The sequence below is a fragment of the Promicromonospora sp. NPDC060271 genome (assembly GCF_042726755.1).
In the GTDB taxonomy this organism is placed as follows: Bacteria; Actinomycetota; Actinomycetes; order Actinomycetales; family Cellulomonadaceae; genus Promicromonospora.
The window spans coordinates 1-18716 of sequence record NZ_JBHXBG010000110.1; the positions used below are offsets into that span (position 1 = coordinate 1).

Here is an 18716-nt window from a genome sequence, read left to right on the forward strand (position 1 = left end):
AAGGTCTGCCATCGGGACTACTTGTTCAGCGCGTTGGCGAGCTCTTCATCGGTCTTGCGGAGCGCCTCGGCGGCCTGCTTCAGGTACTCGCCGATACCGGTCAGCCCCTCCATGACCTGCTTGCCACCCTTGTCGAGCTCCTTGTACGACTCGTCGAACCGCTTGGAGGACTTGTCCGTCACGTAGCCGTCCTGCACCAGGTTCTCGACCAGCGACCGCAGCTGGTCGAGCTTGGCCTGCATGTCGTCCGACTCCTGCTTGATGCGCTGCGCAGCGTCTTCCATCTGCTGGTAGGTCACGTTGATGTTGGCCATGACAGAACCTCTCGCTCACGGGTTGCGGACGGTCTCGTACGTACGCCTCAATCGTTATTAATCGGACTAACCGGACGGCGACGCGTATGTGAACGAAGGACGAACGGCGCGCGACACGACGACGACGGGCCCGGAACAGCCTCCAGACCCGCCGTCGCCCCGCTCAAAAAGTGCCTCTCACCAGGCATTTCACCCGGCGCACCGCACCCTGGCCCCGCGCCTCAGCAGTGGCCGAGGAACGGGCGGTCCCGGAACCGCCGGTCGAGGAACGTGATCACGCCGGGAGCGCCGGTGACGAACGTGGAGACGTGCTCCCCGAGGTGCCACTCCCACCGCACGTCCGCGCCTGCCGCGCAGTACTCGTCCCGGAGCGCCCGCGCCTGCCGCGGGGCCACTATCTCGTCGGCCGCCCCGTGGAACAGGTGGATCGGCACGTCCGGCGGGTTGGCCCCCAGCCGGTTCTCGGCGAGGCGCGCCTGCCACTTCGGGGAGTGCAGCGGGTTCGTCGTCGTGAACATGCCGATGTTCTGGAACGCGTGCGTGAGTGTGGTGTCCACGCAGTCGTCCTGCTCCCGCTCATAGGTGTCCCGGCCGCGCTCGTTGAGGTACGTCTCGAGGTCCAGCTCGGGGTAGGCGGCGTCCATCCCGTAGGCCGCGAGCAGCAGGAAGCCGAACCCGACCTTCCCGTCGAGCCCGTCGGCCACCTCGGTGAGGTCCGCGGGTACGCCACCTGCCGCGACACCCACTAGCTCGAGCTCGGGCGCGTACTCGGGCTGCAGCTCGCCCGCCCACATCGCTCCCCCGCCGCCCTGCGAGTAGCCGGAGAACGCGACCTTGCCGCCGGCCGCCAGGCCCGTGGCCGGCAGGCTGGTCGCCGCGCGCACCATGTCGATGACGGCCCGTCCCTCCGACTGCCCGACGACGTAGGTGTGCATGCCCGGCGTGCCGAGACCCTCGTAGTCCGTCACCACCACCGCCCAGCCTGCCAGCAGCATCGGCTCGATGAGGGGCCGCTCGTAGTCGAGCCAGCGCGACGGCGCGCACGTGTCACCGACGCCGCGCGTCCCGCTCGCCACCGAGACGATGGGCCGCACCCCCTCGCCGCGCCACGGCGTGCTCGGTACGAGCACCCGGCCGGTCACGGGCATGTCCTGCCCGGTCGCGTTCGTCGAGTGGTACATGAGCAGGTAGCTGCGGGCGCTGAGCTGCCGCGGCTCTTCGCGCCAGCGGACGACCTCACCGTTCGCGCCGTCGGGCAGCGGGGCCGGCGGGGTGTAGAAGTCGTCGTCGGCGCGCGCCCGCAGCGGCACCTCGGGAAGGTCCGGCAGGTCCGCGACATCGGTTGTGACGGCGGCGGGCGCGGTGGTCGGCGGCGCTGCGGTGGCGGGCAGGGCCGCTGCGGGCAGGGCCAGCACGACCAGGGCCGCGACGACGGCGGCCCGGGTGCGCGGCGTCCGGCGCCGGCCGGGCAGCGTCCGGGACGCTGCCCGGGATACGGACCTGCGGGCATGCGGGCGGGCGACGATCGGCATCGGATCTCCTCGTTGAGGTCCTCGGACGCTCGGCACTGAACGCCCGGGCCCGCGAGCGGGCCGCTACTGACTCTAACCGCAATAGCGTCCGGGTGAAAGAGGCCTCAGCCGCGCACCGCACGCAGGCTGCCCGCAGCCACCGCCCGGGCCTCGGCCCGCTCCACCATCGAGGCGATCACGGCGGCGAGCGGAACCAGGACCAGGTTGCCCAGCAGCATGGTGCGCAGGAACGGCAGACCCGCCACGTAGCTCGCGAGGAGCCCGTCCAGGGTCGCCGGGTACATCCCGTCCATCAGCCAGACGCCGAAGTTGGTCCACGCGAAGAACCACAGCGAACCGCCGACGCCCACGCCGAGCGCGGCGGCGTACCGGCTCGGGCCGCGCAGGTTGCGCGCGAGGATCGCGCCGAGGCCGATCACCGCCCATGCCGACCAGGTGAACCACATGATCTGCGTGTTGCCGAGCACCGCGTCGCTGACGGCCACCACGGCGAACGGCACGACCGCCGCCCAGCGGTTGCGCAGGAGCAGCACCGCGAGGAACGTCGCGGCCGTGGCGATCTCCAGGTTCGGCGGCGCGCCCAGGCCGGGCGCGACCAGGCGCCACGCCACGGCGGCGGCCAGCACGAGCACCACCGTCACGGGACGCCACCAGCGGCGCGCCAGCTCCCCCACCGTCAGGTCGCGGGCACGGTCGTAGGCCCGGTCGCCGGCCCGGTCGCCGGCGGCGGGCGTCAGTACGTCTCGATCGTCCACGTGATCTCCTGACCGTCCTCTGTCTCCAGTGTGCCCGCCCCGACCTGCGCGGGCTCGCCGTCCACGGACAGCGACCAGAACTCCTGCTTCGAGTCGTCCGCCGCGCGGCCGCCGATGGCGGTCACGAACGCGTTCTCGCCCTCACCGGTGACCTCGGCGGACGGGTCCGCCTCGAGCAGCAGCTCGAGCGCGGTCGCTCCCGTACGGCCCGCGTAGCTGAAGGTCTCCGCCCCTGCCGACGGCGTGGCGTCGTCGGACGGCGACGCGCCGGCCGACGGCGACGCACCGTCGGAAGCGGCGTCCGACTGCGCGTTCAGCGTCGCCGGGACCACCGGATCAGGCCCGGCCGCATCGCCGCCGCAGGCCGCCAGCAGGCCGGTCAGGAGAAGTGCGGCGGTCGCCGCACCGATGGCCCGGAACGGGCGGGCAGAAGTCGTGTTCACGCCGGCGAGTCTAGGTCGGCGCGCGCCACCGGGCGCAGCCGTCCCAACCCTCGGCGCACCGCCGCCCGCACCCCGGGTCAGAGCGCGCGCCCCGGGTCACGTCGACGGGTCAGACGTCGACGGGTCAGATGTCGATGCGGGAGCGGTCCAGCTCGGCGGCGCCGGCGATGAGGAACTCCTTGCGCGGCGCCACGTCGGTGCCCATCAGCAGCTCGAACGCCCGCTCGGCCGCCTCGGCGTGCTCGGCCGTGACGCGGCGCAACGTGCGGTGGCGCGGGTCCATGGTGGTCTCCGCGAGCTGGTCGGCATCCATCTCGCCAAGACCCTTGTACCGCTGGATGTCGGGCTTGTAGCGGCGTCCGGCCCGGTCGAGCTTCTTGAGCGTGGCGCCCAGCTCGGCCTCGGAGTACGTGTAGACGTACTCGTTCTTGCGCCGGCCGTTGCCGATCACCTCGACACGGTGCAGCGGCGGGACCGCGGCGAACACGCGGCCGGCCTCCACCATCGGCTTCATGTACCGGTAGAAGAGCGTCAGCAGCAGCGTGCGGATGTGGGCGCCGTCGACGTCGGCGTCGGTCATCATGATGATCTTGCCGTAGCGGGCGGCCTCGAGGTCGAACGACCGGCCGGAGCCCGCGCCGAGGACCTGGATGATCGCCGCGCACTCCGCGTTGCGGAGCATGTCGCTGATCGACGCCTTCTGCACGTTGAGGATCTTGCCGCGGATCGGCAGCAGTGCCTGGAAGTCGCTGGACCGTGCGAGCTTCGCGGTACCGAGCGCGCTGTCGCCCTCGACGATGAACAGCTCGGAGCGGTCCACGTCGTTCGAGCGGCAGTCCGCCAGCTTGGCGGGCAGCGAGGAGGTCTCCAGCGCGTTCTTGCGGCGCGAGATCTCCTTCTGCTTGCGGGCGGTGATGCGTGCACGCATCTCGGCGACGATCTTGTCGAGCAGCAGGGAGGCCTGCGTCTTCTCGTCGCGCTTGGCGGAGGTCAGTCGCTCGTGGATCTCCTTCTCGACCACGCGCGAGACGATCTGGCGCACCGGGCCGGTGCCCAGCACCTCCTTGGTCTGCCCCTCGAACTGCGGCTCGGCCAGGCGCACGGTGACCACGGCGGTGAGGCCCGCGAGCACGTCGTCCTTCTCGATCCGCTCGGCGCCGTCCTTGGCGGAGACCTTCAGCTTGCGCGCGTTGGTCTCCACACCCTTGCGGATCACCTTCAGGAGGCCCTGCTCGAAGCCCGTCAGGTGCGTGCCGCCCTTGGGCGTCGAGATGATGTTGACGAACGAGCGCACCTCGGTGTCGTAGCCGGTGCCCCAGCGCAGCGCGATGTCGACCTCGCACTCACGCTGCACCTCGCGCGGCGTCATGTGGCCGCGCTCGTCCAGCACCGGGACGGTCTCCTTGAAGGTGCCGGCGCCCTTGAGCACCCAGGTCGCGGTGACCGGCGAGTCGGGAGCCAGGAACTCGACGAAGTCGGCGGCGCCGCCGGTGTGCTTGAAGGACTCCTCGTGGGGGCCGTTCTCGCCAGGGGTTCCGGGCAGGCCGCGCTCGTCGCGCACGACGATCTCCAGGCCCGGCACCAGGAACGTCGTCTGCCGGACGCGGGTGACCAGCTCGTCGTAGCTGAACACCGCGGACTTCGGGAAGATCTGACGGTCGGCCCAGTAGCGCACGCGCGTGCCGGTGCGGCCGCGCGCGACCTTGCCGACGACGGCGAGCTCGGAGTGGTCCACGAAGGGCTGGAACGTGGCGTCCGGGCTGGGCCCCGACGCCGGGTCGGAGAACGTGCCGGGCTCGCCGCGGTGGAAGGTCATGCGGTGCGTCTTGCCGCCGCGGTCCACCTCGACGTCCAGGCGCGCGGACAGCGCGTTCACCACGGAGGCGCCGACGCCGTGCAGACCACCGGACGCCTGGTAGGAGCCGCCGCCGAACTTACCGCCCGCGTGCAGCTTGGTGTAGACCACCTCGACGCCGCTCAGCCCGGTCTTGGGCTCGATGTCGACCGGGATGCCACGGCCGTCGTCGGACACCGTGACCGAGGTGTCGGCGTGCAGCACGACCCCGATCTTCGTGGCGTGGCCACCCAGGGCCTCGTCGACGGAGTTGTCGATGATCTCCCAGAGGCAGTGCATCAGGCCCCGGGAGTCGGTGGTCCCGATGTACATTCCGGGACGCTTACGGACCGCCTCGAGACCCTCGAGGACGGACAGGTGGCGAGCGGTGTACGACTCGGACGTTGCGGTCACGGCGACAGCGTAGACGAGGACACCGACAACGCAGGTGAGGCGGACCGGTGAGGCGCCTCACCGTCGGTCGCTCCCGAACAAATTCACCCCATGACGGAAATTACCCTTTCAGCGCAATTGGGGGCGGATGGGGCCCAAGACTGTGAGGCACGCCGCTATGCTCGCAGCGAACCGGCCACCCGGGCTGGCATGAACCGCGCGAGCGAATGGTTGGATGGAGATGTGACGACCTTGACGACCGAACCGCTCACCGCCCTCGACCGCTGCGACCGCTGCGGCGCGCAGGCTTATGTGCGCGTCGTTCTGCCCGTGGGCGAGCTGCTCTTCTGCGGCCACCACGCCCGCGCACACGCGTCCGCCTATGCGGACGTCGCCACCCATGTCCAGGACGAGACCGACCGGCTCCACGCGGAGCACGGCCAGGCCTGAGATCCAGGCCGGACACCCACCGGACCCATAGCTCAAGGACGGCGGTGAGTCACCCAGCCAGGTGACTCACCGCCGTTGTCATGCCCGTTGCCCCGCGCTACCAGGACTGCTGTCGCTACCAGCGACTGCTGTCACGTCGCGGTCATTGCGTCCACCCAGGCGCCCTGGAAGCCGAGAGCGTCCCGCCAGGAGGCTGGCTGGGGCCGGCTTCGCTCCGGCCGCCGGTCGCGCTCGGGACCCGGCACGGGACGAGGCGCTGGACATCAGGGACGCATCGGGCTCGTTCCCATACGACGACGCCGGGCGGGGATCCTTCCGAAGAAGGTTCACCCGCCCGGCGTCGAGGTTCTTCGACCTAGTCGAGGTAGTCGCGCAGCACCTGCGACCGCGAGGGGTGGCGCAGCTTCGACATCGTCTTGGACTCGATCTGGCGGATGCGCTCACGCGTCACGCCGTAGACCTTGCCGATCTCGTCGAGCGTCTTGGGCTGGCCGTCCTGGAGGCCGAACCGCATGGAGACCACGCCGGCCTCGCGCTCGGAGAGCGTGTCGAGCACCTGGTGGAGCTGCTCCTGCAGCAGCGTGAACGACACCGCGTCGGCCGGGACGACCGCCTCGGAGTCCTCGATGAGGTCACCAAACTCGCTGTCGCCGTCCTCGCCGAGCGGGGTGCTCAGCGAGATGGGCTCGCGGCCGTACTTCTGGACCTCGACCACCTTCTCAGGCGTCATGTCCAGCTCCTTGGCCAGCTCCTCCGGCGTGGGCTCGCGGCCCAGGTCCTGGAGCATCTGGCGCTGCACGCGGGCCAGCTTGTTGATGACCTCGACCATGTGCACCGGGATACGGATGGTGCGGGCCTGGTCGGCCATGGCTCGCGTGATCGCCTGCCGGATCCACCAGGTGGCGTAGGTCGAGAACTTGTAGCCCTTGGTGTAGTCGAACTTCTCGACCGCACGGATCAGACCGAGGTTGCCCTCCTGGATCAGGTCCAGGAACAGCATGCCGCGGCCCGTGTAGCGCTTGGCCAGCGACACCACGAGGCGGAGGTTGGCCTCCAGCAGGTGGTTCTTGGCGCGCTTGCCGTCGTGCGCGATCCACTTGAGGTCGCGCTCGAACCGGCGCTGGTCCTTGTCGTCCCGGTTGAACTCCGTGGTGGCGAGCCGCTCTTCCGCGAACAGGCCGGCTTCGATGCGCTTCGCGAGCTCGACCTCCTGCTCCGCGTTCAGCAGCGCGACCTTACCGATCTGCTTCAGGTAGTCCTTGACCGGGTCGGCCGTTGCGCCGGCGGTGACGACCTGCTGCGCGGGCTGGTCGTCGTCGTCCTTGTCGGAGACGACGAAGCCTGCGCTCTCGTCACCCTCCTTCGCCGCCTTGCCGCCGCGACCGCGGGTCGCCTTGGTGACGATCTCGGTACCGGCGTCGGACTCGTCCTCGGGGTCCTCGACGGCGACGCCGTCGGGCTCGATGTTGTCGTACTTCGACTTGCCCCGAGCGGCAGGCTTCTTGGCGGCGGCCTTCGACGCCGGCTTCTTGCGCCCGCTCGTGCCGGCCTCGTCGTCAAGGTCGACGTCGACGTCGTCGTCGTCGATCAGATCGATGTCATCGACGTCATCGACCTCGTCGATCTCATCGATCTCGTCGGCGTCCTTCGGCTTCGCGGTGGAGCGTGCCGGGGCCTTCTTGGCGGGGGCCTTGGCGGTCGTCGCACGGGTGCGACGAGCGGGCTTCGCCTCGGCGTCGCCGTCGGCGGGCGCCTTGGCGGCGACCGCGGTGGAGCGGGTAGCCGCAGCGGCGGCAACCTTGGTCACCGTAGGCAGACCAACCTGCACGCCGGCGTTGGCCAGTGCGCGCAGCACCGCCTTGAGCCGCCTGGCGTCACCAACCTCCGCGGTCTCGCATGCGCGCCGGAAGCTCTCGGCGTCGACCGAGCCGTCGGCAGCGCCTCGAGCGAGGAGCTCCTGCAGGGCAGGATGCTCGAACTCTCGGGGCAGGTTGTCGCGTGCAGGGACAGGAGCGGTGTCCTGGGGGGCTTTCAGCGGAGTGGGCGCCACAAACCGACCTTTCGGCATTCGAGGGGGCGGTGTACCGCCGGCGGGGCCTTCACTGGACCTTCTTCTTCCGCCGGCGAACATATATATTGTACCGTCGGCCTCCATGTACGCCGCGACGAACGCGGTGATATGGGCAAAGTCAGTGCGAAGTCACGTCTGGCGGGGCAGCCCCGCGGGTGTATCTGGTTTCGCGTGCCAAGATTCAACGAACCAGACGGCCCGAGCATTCCCGTTCCTGGGGAACTGCTCTTCCGGGAACTGCTGGAGGGCCGGTGAAGGCGGACAGGTCGAGCACGGACGGCAGCCCTCGTGACCAGGGCGGGAACTGACCAGGACAGGGACCGGCGACCGGTCAGGCGGAGATCAGGTCAGGGCCAGCTCAGACCTGCACTGGCCGGTCAGACCTTCACCGCCAGGACCGGGCACGGCGCCTCGACGAGGATTCGCTGAGCACCCGCGCCCAGGATGAGCTTGCCGACGGGGCTCCGCTTGCGCAGACCGATCACGATGAGATCGGCGCCGGTGCTCGTGGCGGTGCGGATCAGGTCCTCGGCGAGGTCGCCGGTGCCGTGCTCGACCCGCACGTCGACGTCACCCGCGAGGCTGCTGACGAGCTCGTCGGACTCGGCCCTGCACTCGTCCTCCGGGCGCTTGCCGTTGGTGACGACGACCAGCGGGACGTTGCGCTCCCTGGCCTCTCTGACAGCGGAGCTGAGAGCCTCTTGGCCCTCTGGCGTGGCGAGTTGGCCGACGACGATCGTCATGCTCCCGACGCTACCGCACGCCACGACCCTCGTAGCGCCTCACCCGCTGTGCGGCACGCCTCACCCGCGGTGCGCCACTCGCCGTGAGTCCTGCTCGCGCCGCACCCAGCCCGGTGGCACCCCGCCGGCTACCGCCCCACGGAGCAGCAGCGCGAGCCGGTAGCCAGGGTCCACACCGAGCGCGTCGGAGACCCGCTCGGCAGCCAGGCCGCCGTCACCGCGCCACCACGCGACGAGCGCCAGCAGCAGGTAGGCAGGGGCTCGTCGGTTCCGTGGGACATGGGTGACCACGGCCTCCAGCACGTGGCACGCCGCACGAGTGATCGCCTCGTCCGGCGGGACGCCCTGCTCCGGGTCGACGATCCGCGCCATCACCGCCGCCGTCGCCGCGTCCGTGTCGCCGTCCACCTGCCGCCGCGCGGTCCGCAGCGCCGCATCCTCGGCGCCCGGCGCCAGGCTCAGCAGCACCGCGTCCCGCACGGGAACGTCCGCGAGCGCCGCGCCCATCTTCCCGAGGTCGACCGGGGACAGCGTCAGTGGCTGTCCGGGGCGGACGCCGACCGCGACGCGCAGCAAGGAGCGCCACAGGTCGAGGCTCTCGGCGCCCCAGTCGCCCAGCTCCCGGTCGGCACGCAGGGCGTGCGCCTCGACCGCCGGTGGGCCGAAGGCTGCACCCTGCCGTCGCCCGGTGCGGCGGACCGGGATCGTGCGGTCGACGGGTCCGCCGCCGTCCGGGGACGTGGTCGCGTCCAGGAGCCGCCGGTAGGTGCCGGTCCAGCGGGCCGCCGCGCGCCGGGCCTGGGTCCTTGCCTGCTCGGGCGCGGCGCGCAGGGCGTACCGCTCCTCGCGGGTGCCGGCGACGGTGCGGCCCTCGAGCACCATGTGGGCGGCGACCCGGCTGCCCTTCAGTGCGGACAGCGGCCGGCCCTGGGCCGGGCAGCACGTCGGGTCGGCGCAGTCGAGCGCCCGGAAGCCCGTCGGGGAGACGAGCCAGGCCTCCGTGCCGGGGAGCCTGCGTTCGAGCCGTGCTCGCAGCAGGTCGACGGCGCGGCGTGCGGCCCCGGACGGCGTGGCCGGGTCGGTGGCGGTGTACAGCACCACCACCGCGCGGTCCGCGCCGTCGGCCACCACATGGTCGGTGAGCCAGCGGGCGGTGGCCGCGCCGTCGGGCCCGTCCGGGTCGTCCGGCTGCCGCAGACGCAGGTCGGCGAGGTCGACCCGGGCTACGAGCCCTACCCGCCGGCGCGGACCGGTAAGGCTCACCGCGACCACCGACTCGGTGGGCTCGAAGCCGAGCCGGTACGGGATGTAGGCGAGCAGGTCCTCCGGCCCGGCGACGCGGACCACCGTGGCGTTCGGCACCGCCGATCGCCCGCCGAGGTTCTTCGAGGTGATGTCAGTGCGGTTCATGTCGTCGGGGTTCATGCCTCGATCCCAGCCGCCCGCCGGGGCCGGGGCGCGCCCAGGAGGGCCGTGTGGACAACGGATCTCCTGTGGTCGAGCTCGGAGCCGCACGCTGTCCTCGTGCGGGTCTCTCCAGCTACCGTGTGCAACGTGCCCCACCTCGCCACCGCCCGCCGCACGGCAGCGCTCGCCGCCGCACTCGGGCTGGCGCTCGCGACCGCGGGGTGCGGTACCGGGAGCGCCGGGACGGAGCAGCGGGCGGCGGGTGCCACCGCGGAGAGCACACCGGAGGCACGTGTCGCGGCGTCCGGCGGACCTGCCGACCTGCCGACCTTCGACCCCTCGTCGGCGGTCGCCACCTATGCGGAGGGGTTCCCGAAGGACCTGTTCCCGATGCCGGAGGGCGCGACCCTGCTCGCCTCGTCGGCGAGTCCAGCCCCTGCTCCGGAGAGCGCGAAGGGCTCGAAGGCCGAGCCGGTCGCGATGACCCAGGTGACGCTCAACCTGTCGTCGGGCCTGTCGACGAAGAAGGTGGTCGCCCAGGCCGAGCAGATCCTGGTCGCGCAAGGTTTCAAGCAGATCGCTGCCCCTGAGTCGAGCGGCCTGACCGCTCAGACCGCGTTCCGGCGGGTCACCAGGACGAAGGCGGGCGAGGTCCAGGAGTCGCTGGTCGTGGGTGTGCTGGACGACGGGAAGCGGCGCCTCGCCTCGATCAGCGGCACGGTCCGCACCCCATAGGCTGGTGCCGTGTCCGTATCACCCGCCCGTACCGGTGCCCTGAACCCCGCAGCCCTGCTCGACACCGAGAATCTCCGTGCCGACGTCGACGCCGCCGTGACCGCTCATCTCGGTGGGCTGGCCGCCGAGGTCGGCGCGATCAGCCCGAGCGCCGAGGCGATCGTCGAGGAGGCGGCCGGCCTGCTGATGGGTGGCAAGCGGCTGCGGGCGGCGTTCTGCTACTGGTCCTTCCGTGCCCACGGCGGCTCCGCGGATCCCACCGACGTGGCCAGGATCGCCACGGTCCGGGTGGGCGCGGCGCTCGAGCTCTTCCAGGCTGCCGCGCTGCTGCACGACGACGTGATGGACAACTCCGACACCCGCCGCGGCCGCCCCACCACGCACCGTGCGTTCGCCGCCAGGCACGCCTCCGCCGGCTGGTCCGGCGAGCCGGTGCGGTTCGGCGACGCCACGGCGATCCTGCTCGGGGACCTCGTGCTCCTCGCCGCCCAGCGCGAGCTCTCCGCGGCGCTCGCGCCGCTTCCGGCCGACGTCGCGGAGGCGGCCCGCGCCCGGTTCGACACCATGCAGAGCGAGGTGGTCGTCGGCCAGTACCTCGACGTGCTGGTCCAGGCCGAGCCGTGGGGCGACGACCCCGCCTCGGACGAGGAGCGCGCCCGGAAGGTGCTGCGCGCCAAGTCCGCCAGCTACTCCGTGGCCGCGCCGCTCGCGCTGGGCGCGCTGCTCGCCGGCCGGGGAGCGCGGGCGGCGGCCGAGATCGAGGCGGCCGGCCTGCCCCTCGGCGAGGCCTTCCAGCTCCGCGACGACGTGCTCGGTGTCTTCGGCGACCCGGCGGTCACGGGCAAGCCCGCCGGTGACGACCTGCGTGAGGGCAAGCGCACGGTGGTCGTGGCACGCACCCTCGCCCTGCTCCCCGACCCGGACGGGTCCGACGCCGCGACGCTGACCGCGGCGCTCGGCGATCCCCGTCTCTCCGAGGAGGACGTCACGAGGGTCCGCGAGGTGATCGTCGGCTCGGGCGCGCTGGACGCCGTCGAGCACCTCATCGACGACCTCGCCGTCCGGGCGCACGCGCTGCTCGACCTCGCGGACCTGAGCGAGCCCGGCCGGAGCGTGCTGACCGACCTGGCCCACGCCGCCGTCGACCGGGCTGCGTGAACCGGGCTGGGTGAACCGGGCCGGACGAACCGGGCCGGACGAACCGCGCCCCCCGGTTCAGGTCACAGGGCCCAGGTCACAAGGTCCAGGTCACAAGGTCCAGGTCACAGGGTCCAGATCGTGACCACGCCGCCCTGCTCGAGCTCCTCCCCCGCGGCCGGATCGGACTCCAGGACGCCGCCGAACAGCTCGCCGAAGCCGCGAACCTCCACGTCGTAGCCGGCCTTCTCGAGCAGTCCCCGCGCTTCCTCGACGGTCAGGCCGACCACGTCGGGGACGGTGCCCTCGGGGCCCATGCTGACGACCAGCGTGATGGTCGCGCCCTTCTTGGCGCCCTTGCCCTCGCCGGGATCGGTCCGGACCACCGTGCCCGCCGGCACCGTCTCGTCGAAGGCGTCCTCGCGCGCCACCTCGAACCCCTCGGCGCTCAGCGTGTCGGTGGCGTCGGCGACGTCGAGCCCCGCGACGTCGGGCACGGTGACCGGCGGCGGGCCGTCGGAGACGGTGAGCCGGACGTGCTCGTCCGTCGGCACCATGTCGCCGTCGCGCACCGAGGCCCAGATGACCTCGTCCCGCGGGCCGTCGTTCGTGTACTCGCGCGAGACCTCGACGTCGGTCAGGCCGACGTCCTGGAGAGCCGCGCGCGCGTCGTCCTCCAGCATGCCGACGAGGCCCTCCGGCACCTCGGCCAGCTCCTGCCCGAGCGAGACCACCAGGCGTACCGGCTGGTCGCGGTGCCAGCGCTGCCCCTCGTCGGGGACCACCGAGATGACCTCGCCCTCCGGTACGTCGGAGTCGTGCTGCTCGACGCTCGACGACGTCAGCCCGGCCTCGGTCAGCACCTCCTCGGCGGCCTGCTCGCTGGCGCCCACCACGCCGTCGGGCACGACCGAGTAGGCGCCCGGACCGCGTTCCGTGTACCACCAGGCGCCGGCGAGGACCACCACCAGCGCGACGGCCAGCAGGATCTTGCCGCCCCGCCGGGGCTTCTCCACGGATGGCGGAGGTGGGGGCGGGGGCGACTGCTGGGCGACCCAGCGCCCGGCAGCGGGCCGCTCCACCACCGCGGTACGCGCCGCCTTCACGGCAGTGGGCGAGGGCGGCGGCGCCGCCTTGGCGGGTATGTCCAGCACCTCGTTCGGGATCTGCTGGAACGTGTCGCGCAGCGCGTCCAGCGCGACGGCGGCGTCGCGCGGGCGGCGGTCCGGGTCGCGGGCGGTGAGCGCGCGCACGAGCAGGTCCAGCGGGCGGCCCAGATGGCCCGCGAACGCGCTCACGGGCGGCACGTCGCTGTTGACGTGCGCGTACGCGACCTGGATCGGCCCCTCCCCCGTGTGCGGCAGCCGGCCGGTGAACATCTCGAAGGCGAGGATCCCCACGGCGTACACGTCGGCGCGCATGTCGACGTGCCCGGTCGAGATCGTCTCGGGAGCGAGGTAGGCGACGGTGCCGAGCACGGTGCCCGTCGTGGTGTTCGACACCTCGGAGATGGCGCGGGCCAGGCCGAAGTCCGCGACCTTCGGGCGGCCCGTACCCGCCTCCAGCAGCACGTTCTCGGGCTTGATGTCCCGGTGCACTATCCCCTTGGCGTGCGCGGCCGCCAGGGCGGAGAGCACCACGTCGAGGACCGCGAACGAGCGACGCAGCGTGAGCTCGCCGGTGCTGATCAGGTGGCGCAGGTTGGTACCAGGCACGTACTCCATGGTCAGGTAGCGCATGTCGCCGTCGGTGCCCTGGTCGTAGACCGCCACCACACCGTGGTGCTGCAGGCCCGCCGCCGAGCGGGCCTCACGCTCGAAGCGTTCCCGGAAGCTCGCGGCCTGCTCACCGTCCGCCAGGTGGGGGTGCATCACCTTCAGGGCGATCTCGCGGTTCAGGCGGCTGTCGTGCGCGCGGTACACCGTGGCCATGCCGCCGCGCGCCACGCGCGCGACTATCTGGTACCGCCCGTCGACCAGGCGGCCGATGAGAGGGTCTGCCGTCACCTGAGCCACGGTGGGAGTGTACGGGTGACCACCCACGCCCTGACCGAAACTCTCATTGCGGACACCAGGCCGTTGCCGGATCGTTGCGGCGCCCCGGCCCGCGCCCCGTCGCATACCCTTCTACCGTGACAGATCTCGACGCCCTCGTTGGCGAATGGCTGAACCTTCCCGACCTCTCCGAGATCCTCGGCATCGAGGTCGGCAAGGCCCGTGGCCTGGTCCGTGACCGGCACGTCGTCGGCATCAAGCGCGGCGAGCGCACCATCTTCGAGGTGCCTGCCAAGTTCGTGCTCCCCGAGGTCGACGGCCGCCCCGGTGTCATCCCGACGCTGCGCGGCACCGTGATCGTGCTGGCCGACGCCGGGTTCACCGACGAGGAGATCCTCGAGTGGCTGTTCACGCCGAACGACGAGCTCGGCGAGCCGCCGGTCGACGCCCTGATCGGCGGCAAGCGCGCAGCGGTGCGCCGGGTGGCGCAGACGCTGCTCTAGACCGTGGGCCTCGTTCGCCGCGCCGTCGGCCCCGGGCCTGCGATACATGCCCTCTGGGGCGCGGCGACACCGTCGTCGCCGCTGACTCCCGCGGAGGCTCGCGTCATCGCCGCGGCCGTGCCGTCGCGACGCCGGGAGTTCACGGCGGGCCGCGCGTGCGCACGCGCGGCGCTCGAGGAGCTCGGGCACCACGGCTGGTCCCTGCTGCCCGGGCCGCGCAGGGAGCCGCTGTGGCCCGACGGCGTGGTGGGGAGCATCAGCCACTGCCCGGGGCTCGCGGTGGCCGTGGCCGCACGTTCCGTCGACACGCCGGCGATCGGGATCGACGTCGAGATCGACGCCCCCTTGCCTGCGAACGTGGTCGGATCGGTCATGGACGCCGGCGAGACCCAAGCGATCGAGCGGCTGGCGGCACGGGACGCGGCCACGCCGTGGGGGCGGCTCCTGTTCAGTGCCAAGGAGTCGGTCTACAAGGCGTGGTACCCGCTGCGGCACGAATGGCTCGGCTTCGAGGAGGCCGGCATCGAGCTGAGGGCCGACGGCACGTTCCTGGCCCGCATCCGTCGCGCGGACACCGCTCCGTTCCCCCAGGTGGTCAGCGGCCGCTGGGCCCGGGGAAACGGTGTGGTGGTCACCGCGCTGGTGCTGCCCGGGCGTTAGGCGCGCAGCATCTCCGCCACCTGGAACGCCAGCTCCAGCGACTGCTGGTGGTTCAGGCGCGGGTCCACGAGGGTCTCGTAGCGCAGCGCGAGGCCCTCGTCGGAGATCTCCTCTGCCCCGCCCAGCACCTCGGTGACATCGTCGCCCGTCAGCTCCATGTGCAGCCCGCCCGGCACGGTGCCCAGCGTCTTGTGCACCTCGAAGAACCCGGCGACCTCGTCGAGCACGTCCGTCAGGCGGCGGGTCTTGTACCCGCTGTCCGAGGTGATCGTGTTGCCGTGCATCGGGTCGGTCACCCACGTGACGTTCGCGCCGGACCAGGTCACGGCCTCGACGATGGTCGGCAGCACGTCGCGGACCCGCCCGGCGCCCATGCGCGTGATGAACGTGAGCCGTCCAGGCACGTTGTCCGGGTTCAGCCGTTCGGTGAGCGCGAGGGCGTCGTGCGGCGTCGTCCCCGGGCCGAGCTTCACGCCGATCGGGTTGGCGATCCGGGACATGAAGTCGACGTGGGCGCCGTCGAGCTGGCGGGTGCGCTCCCCGATCCAGAGGAAGTGCGCGCTGGTGTCGTAGGACCGTCCGGTGCGCTGGTCGGTGCGGGTCAGCGCGCGTTCGTAGTCGAGCACGAGGGCCTCGTGGCTCAGGAAGAACTCGACGGAGCGCAGGGCGTCGAAGTCGGCGCCGCACGCGTGCATGAACCGGATCGCGCGGTCGATCTCGTCCGCCGTCTTCTCGTACCGCGCGTAGGCGGGGTTGCGCATGAAGCCGCGGTTCCACTCGTGCACCTGGCGCAGGTCGGCGAATCCACCCTGCGTGAAGGCGCGCACCACGTTCGCCGTGGCGGCCGAGATCCGGTAGGCCTGCTCCAGCCGATCGGGGTCCGGTGTGCGGTCCTGCGGCGTGAACGGGAACCCGTTGATCATGTCGCCCCGGTAGGCGGGCAGGGTCACGCCGTCGCGGGTCTCGGTGTCGCTGGAGCGCGGCTTGGCGTACTGGCCGGCCATGCGGCCCATCTTCACGACCGGCGTGCTCGCGCCGTGGGTGAGCACGACAGCCATCTGCAGGATGGTGCGGATCTTGTTGCGGATGCGGTCGGCGTTCGCCTCGGCGAACGTCTCCGCGCAGTCCCCGCCCTGGAGCAGGAACGCCTCCCCCCGACCGGCGGCGGCGAGCCGCTCGGTCAGGAGGTCGGCCTGTGCGGGCACCACTATGGGCGCGGCCTGCGCCAGGCGTCCGGTGGCGGCCGCGAGCGCCGCCGGGTCCGGCCACGTGGGCTGCTGGAGCGCCGTGAGCGTGCGGTAGTGGTCGAGGCCTGCCGGACCTGCCGGATCGGCCGACCGTTCGGCCGGGTCGGTGACAGTGCTCATCAGCGCGCCCGTCCGTCCACCACCGCGTCCGCTACGAGTGGTGCCCGCACCGTGCTCAGTGCTCCGCCGGGGCGGCCGGCACGAGCGGCTGGCCGATGTCCGCGAGGAGCTCGCCGAACCACTCCTGCGAGACGTCGAACGCCTTGCCGCCGGCGATCCGCGGGAACGCGATCGCCTTGAGGCGGTCGCCGTCCTCCTCGTCGTGGCCGATGACGCCGGACTCGCCGCGCAGCGCGCACTCCACCGCGTAGTCGGTCATCGACTTGATGAGGCGCAGGTCCTCGGCGTTGGCGGCCGCGGCGCGCGAGAAGTAGCCCGACTTCTGGACCATGACCTTCTCGGCGCCGAGCTTCTCCGCGAACTGCTTGGCGAACCACTGGCCCGGGTTGATCGTGTCGAGCTTGACGTGGCCGAAGGGGTCACGCTCCACGGTCTCGCCCGCGGCCTCGAGCTGGGCCACGATCTCGTGCATGCCCGCACCCTCCGAGAGGAAGATGTTGACGTTGCCGATCTCGTCCATGACGCCGCGCAGGCGCTTGGCCTCGCCCTCGAGGTCGATCTCGAGCTCGGGCAGGAACACGGCGTGCACGTCCCAGCGCTCGCGGGACAGGCCGAGGGCCGGCGCCCACTCCTGGTCGTCCAGCCAGCCGCGGTAGGACTGCGCGGTCGCAGCGGTCAGCCAGCCGCAGTGGCGGCCCATGACCTCGTGCACGATCAGCATGCGCGGGCCCACACGGTTCTCGCCGATGACGTTGGCGGCGAACTTCGCGCCCTCCTCGGCGGCGGTCCACGCGCCCAGCGACTGCTTGATCGGCACGACGTCGTTGTCGATCGTCTTCGGCAGGCCCACGACCGTGAGCTCGTAGCCGTTGTCGTGCAGGTAGGCGGCGAGGTCGGCGGCGGTCGTGTTGGTGTCGTCGCCACCGATGGTGTGCAGGACGTCGACGCCGTCGGCCTTGAGCTGCTCCGCGGCGACGTGCAGCGGGTCCTGGCCCTCCTTGACGAGGCCGCGCTTGACGGCGTCCTTGACGTTGGTCAGCTTGACGCGCGAGTTGCCGATCGGCGAGCCACCGAAGCGGTGCAGGACGTGCGCCTGCTTGCGCGCCTCCTCGTCGATCTCGATCTTGTTGCCCGTCAGCAGGCCGTGGTAGCCGTGCAGGTAGGCGATGATCTCGATCTCGGGGTCGAGCTCGGTGTAACGCTCGATCAGGCCACCGACCGAGGACGACAGGCAGGGCGCGAAGCCGCCGGCGGTCAGCAGAGCCACACGACGAACAGCCATCTTCAGGAGCACCTCTCATCAGGAAAAGTTCACGGGCGCCGCGGCCGGCGATGGCCCGCGCGGCACCCTTCGTCGTCATCCTACTGACGCCTGGCGCCCCCGCCCGGCACGTCCGGTGACTGAGCACGCGACCGACGGGCGCACCCGGCAGCCGCCGAACCGAAAGCTCCCCGTGCTACCGGCCCACGGGCGGCGCCGAACCGAAGGTTGGACGTCGTCCATGCCGGCCAACGGCGCCGAACCGAAGGTTGGACGTCGTCAACGGGCTCGACCCGAGGGTTGCTGGTCACAACGGCCGCTGATCGACGTGCAACCTTCGGTTCGGCGCCGTGCACGGTGGCTTTCGGTTCGGGGCCCAGCGCCGTCAACGCTTGTGCCCAACCTGCGTCTCGACTCGGAGCTGCGGCGCATGAGAAACTTGTCCTGAGCCTCCCGGTTGCCTCATGGCCCGGGAGGCTTTCTGTTATGACGAACTCTCCTGAATCCGCGCCCACGCGGCTGACGATCCGGGCCGCGACCCCCGCCGACCGCCCGGTGCTGGAACGGCTCTGGCTCTTGTTCCGGCACGACATGTCGGAGGTCACCGGGGCGCTCCCCGGCCCGACCGGCCAGTTCCGGCGCGAACGGCTCGACGCGACGTTCACCGACCCTGGTCGGAGCGGGTTTCTCGCCCACCTGGAGTCCGACGGCGCCCCGCCGTCACCCGTCGGCTTCGCGCTGGTCCGGGCGCTCGACGGCCCGGCCCGCGTGCTCACCTCGTTCTTCGTGGTCCGCGGGGCACGCAGGGGCGGCGTCGGGCGGGAGCTCGCGGCGCAGGTCCTGGCGAGCTACCCGGGGCGGTGGGAGATCGCGTTCCAGGACGCCAACCCGCCGGCGGTGCGGTTCTGGCGGGCGGTGGCCACCGACGCCGTCGGGCGGGCGTGGACCGAGCAGCACCGGCCGGTCCCCGGCCGCCCGGACCTCCCGCCGGACACCTGGATCTCGCTGACGACGGGATAGTGGCACCGGACACGACACGGCGGCGGACCGCGGCCGCGCGACTTCGATCGGTCGCCTCGCCACCGGAACGACTTCGGTCCGTTGCCCTGAGATCGGT

At 71.7% G+C, this 18716-nt stretch carries 17 protein-coding genes; 6 read left to right on the forward strand and 11 right to left on the reverse strand.

Going from position 1 to position 18716, the window contains the following annotated elements; all coding sequences use genetic code 11:
• Positions 1 to 17: 17 nt before the first annotated feature.
• The 5 genes from ACFWE2_RS16850 to ACFWE2_RS16870 all read right to left on the reverse strand — a co-directional run bounded on the left by ACFWE2_RS16850 (position 18) and on the right by ACFWE2_RS16870 (position 5292).
• Complete coding sequence (locus tag ACFWE2_RS16850; RefSeq protein WP_377225372.1) at positions 18 to 314, reverse strand: WXG100 family type VII secretion target; 297 nt, start codon at positions 312 to 314, stop codon at positions 18 to 20.
• A 221-nt stretch (positions 315 to 535) separates the two neighbouring features.
• A complete protein-coding gene (locus ACFWE2_RS16855; protein WP_377225373.1) occupies positions 536 to 1846 on the reverse strand; it encodes a lipase family protein in 1311 nt (436 codons plus the stop codon).
• A 104-nt stretch (positions 1847 to 1950) separates the two neighbouring features.
• The gene (locus ACFWE2_RS16860; RefSeq protein WP_377225374.1) at positions 1951 to 2601 is read right to left on the reverse strand and encodes a DUF6580 family putative transport protein; all 651 of its coding nucleotides are present in this window, start codon (positions 2599 to 2601) and stop codon (positions 1951 to 1953) included.
• Positions 2580 to 3044 (reverse strand): DUF4430 domain-containing protein, encoded by a 465-nt coding sequence (locus tag ACFWE2_RS16865; protein ID WP_377225375.1) that lies wholly within the window; start codon positions 3042 to 3044, stop codon positions 2580 to 2582. The genes ACFWE2_RS16860 and ACFWE2_RS16865 overlap by 22 nt, the downstream gene beginning before the upstream one ends.
• Positions 3045 to 3168: 124 nt before the next feature.
• Positions 3169 to 5292: a type IIA DNA topoisomerase subunit B gene (locus ACFWE2_RS16870; RefSeq protein ID WP_377225376.1), complete on the reverse strand. Its 2124-nt coding sequence runs from the start codon at positions 5290 to 5292 to the stop codon at positions 3169 to 3171.
• 222 nt (positions 5293 to 5514) lie between these two features.
• Here ACFWE2_RS16870 and ACFWE2_RS16875 point away from each other — a divergent pair, with 222 nt between their 5' ends.
• Positions 5515 to 5721 (forward strand): hypothetical protein, encoded by a 207-nt coding sequence (locus ACFWE2_RS16875; RefSeq protein WP_020014335.1) that lies wholly within the window; start codon positions 5515 to 5517, stop codon positions 5719 to 5721.
• Between the two features lie 355 nt (positions 5722 to 6076).
• Here the strand turns inward: ACFWE2_RS16875 and ACFWE2_RS16880 are convergent, their stop codons facing one another.
• The 3 genes from ACFWE2_RS16880 to ACFWE2_RS16890 form a co-directional block, all read right to left on the reverse strand.
• On the reverse strand, positions 6077 to 7789 hold the full coding sequence (locus ACFWE2_RS16880; protein WP_377225377.1) for an RNA polymerase sigma factor: 1713 nt from the start codon (positions 7787 to 7789) through the stop codon (positions 6077 to 6079).
• 380 nt (positions 7790 to 8169) lie between these two features.
• The gene (locus ACFWE2_RS16885) at positions 8170 to 8535 is read right to left on the reverse strand and encodes a universal stress protein (protein WP_377225378.1); all 366 of its coding nucleotides are present in this window, start codon (positions 8533 to 8535) and stop codon (positions 8170 to 8172) included.
• Between the two features lie 60 nt (positions 8536 to 8595).
• On the reverse strand, positions 8596 to 9960 hold the full coding sequence (locus ACFWE2_RS16890) for a DUF4192 domain-containing protein (RefSeq protein WP_377225379.1): 1365 nt from the start codon (positions 9958 to 9960) through the stop codon (positions 8596 to 8598).
• 129 nt (positions 9961 to 10089) lie between these two features.
• Between ACFWE2_RS16890 and ACFWE2_RS16895 the strand changes: the two genes are divergently transcribed.
• Positions 10090 to 10677, forward strand: coding sequence for a hypothetical protein (locus ACFWE2_RS16895; protein WP_377225380.1), 588 nt, complete (start codon positions 10090 to 10092; stop codon positions 10675 to 10677).
• Positions 10678 to 10686: 9 nt separating this feature from the next.
• The gene (locus ACFWE2_RS16900; protein WP_377225381.1) at positions 10687 to 11835 is read left to right on the forward strand and encodes a polyprenyl synthetase family protein; all 1149 of its coding nucleotides are present in this window, start codon (positions 10687 to 10689) and stop codon (positions 11833 to 11835) included.
• Between the two features lie 104 nt (positions 11836 to 11939).
• On the opposite strand, the gene pknB is transcribed toward ACFWE2_RS16900, so the two are convergent.
• Entirely contained in the window at positions 11940 to 13820 is a 1881-nt protein-coding gene (gene pknB / locus ACFWE2_RS16905; protein ID WP_377225382.1) for a Stk1 family PASTA domain-containing Ser/Thr kinase, read from the reverse strand.
• A gap of 125 nt (positions 13821 to 13945) precedes the next feature.
• Here pknB and ACFWE2_RS16910 point away from each other — a divergent pair, with 125 nt between their 5' ends.
• Both ACFWE2_RS16910 and ACFWE2_RS16915 read left to right on the forward strand, forming a co-directional pair.
• Positions 13946 to 14311, forward strand: a complete 366-nt coding sequence (locus ACFWE2_RS16910; RefSeq protein ID WP_377225383.1) for an Rv2175c family DNA-binding protein — start codon at positions 13946 to 13948, stop codon at positions 14309 to 14311.
• Between the two features lie 3 nt (positions 14312 to 14314).
• On the forward strand, positions 14315 to 14971 hold the full coding sequence (locus ACFWE2_RS16915; RefSeq protein WP_377225384.1) for a 4'-phosphopantetheinyl transferase: 657 nt from the start codon (positions 14315 to 14317) through the stop codon (positions 14969 to 14971).
• On the opposite strand, the gene ACFWE2_RS16920 is transcribed toward ACFWE2_RS16915, so the two are convergent.
• Entirely contained in the window at positions 14968 to 16338 is a 1371-nt protein-coding gene (locus ACFWE2_RS16920) for a class II 3-deoxy-7-phosphoheptulonate synthase (RefSeq protein ID WP_377225385.1), read from the reverse strand. The two genes, ACFWE2_RS16915 and ACFWE2_RS16920, sit on opposite strands and share 4 nt — an antisense overlap.
• Before the next feature lie 55 nt (positions 16339 to 16393).
• A complete protein-coding gene (locus tag ACFWE2_RS16925) occupies positions 16394 to 17620 on the reverse strand; it encodes a pyrophosphate--fructose-6-phosphate 1-phosphotransferase (protein WP_377225386.1) in 1227 nt (408 codons plus the stop codon).
• A gap of 465 nt (positions 17621 to 18085) precedes the next feature.
• On the opposite strand from ACFWE2_RS16925, the gene ACFWE2_RS16930 reads away from it, so the two are divergent.
• The gene (locus ACFWE2_RS16930; RefSeq protein ID WP_377225387.1) at positions 18086 to 18619 is read left to right on the forward strand and encodes a GNAT family N-acetyltransferase; all 534 of its coding nucleotides are present in this window, start codon (positions 18086 to 18088) and stop codon (positions 18617 to 18619) included.
• Positions 18620 to 18716 lie beyond the last annotated feature (97 nt).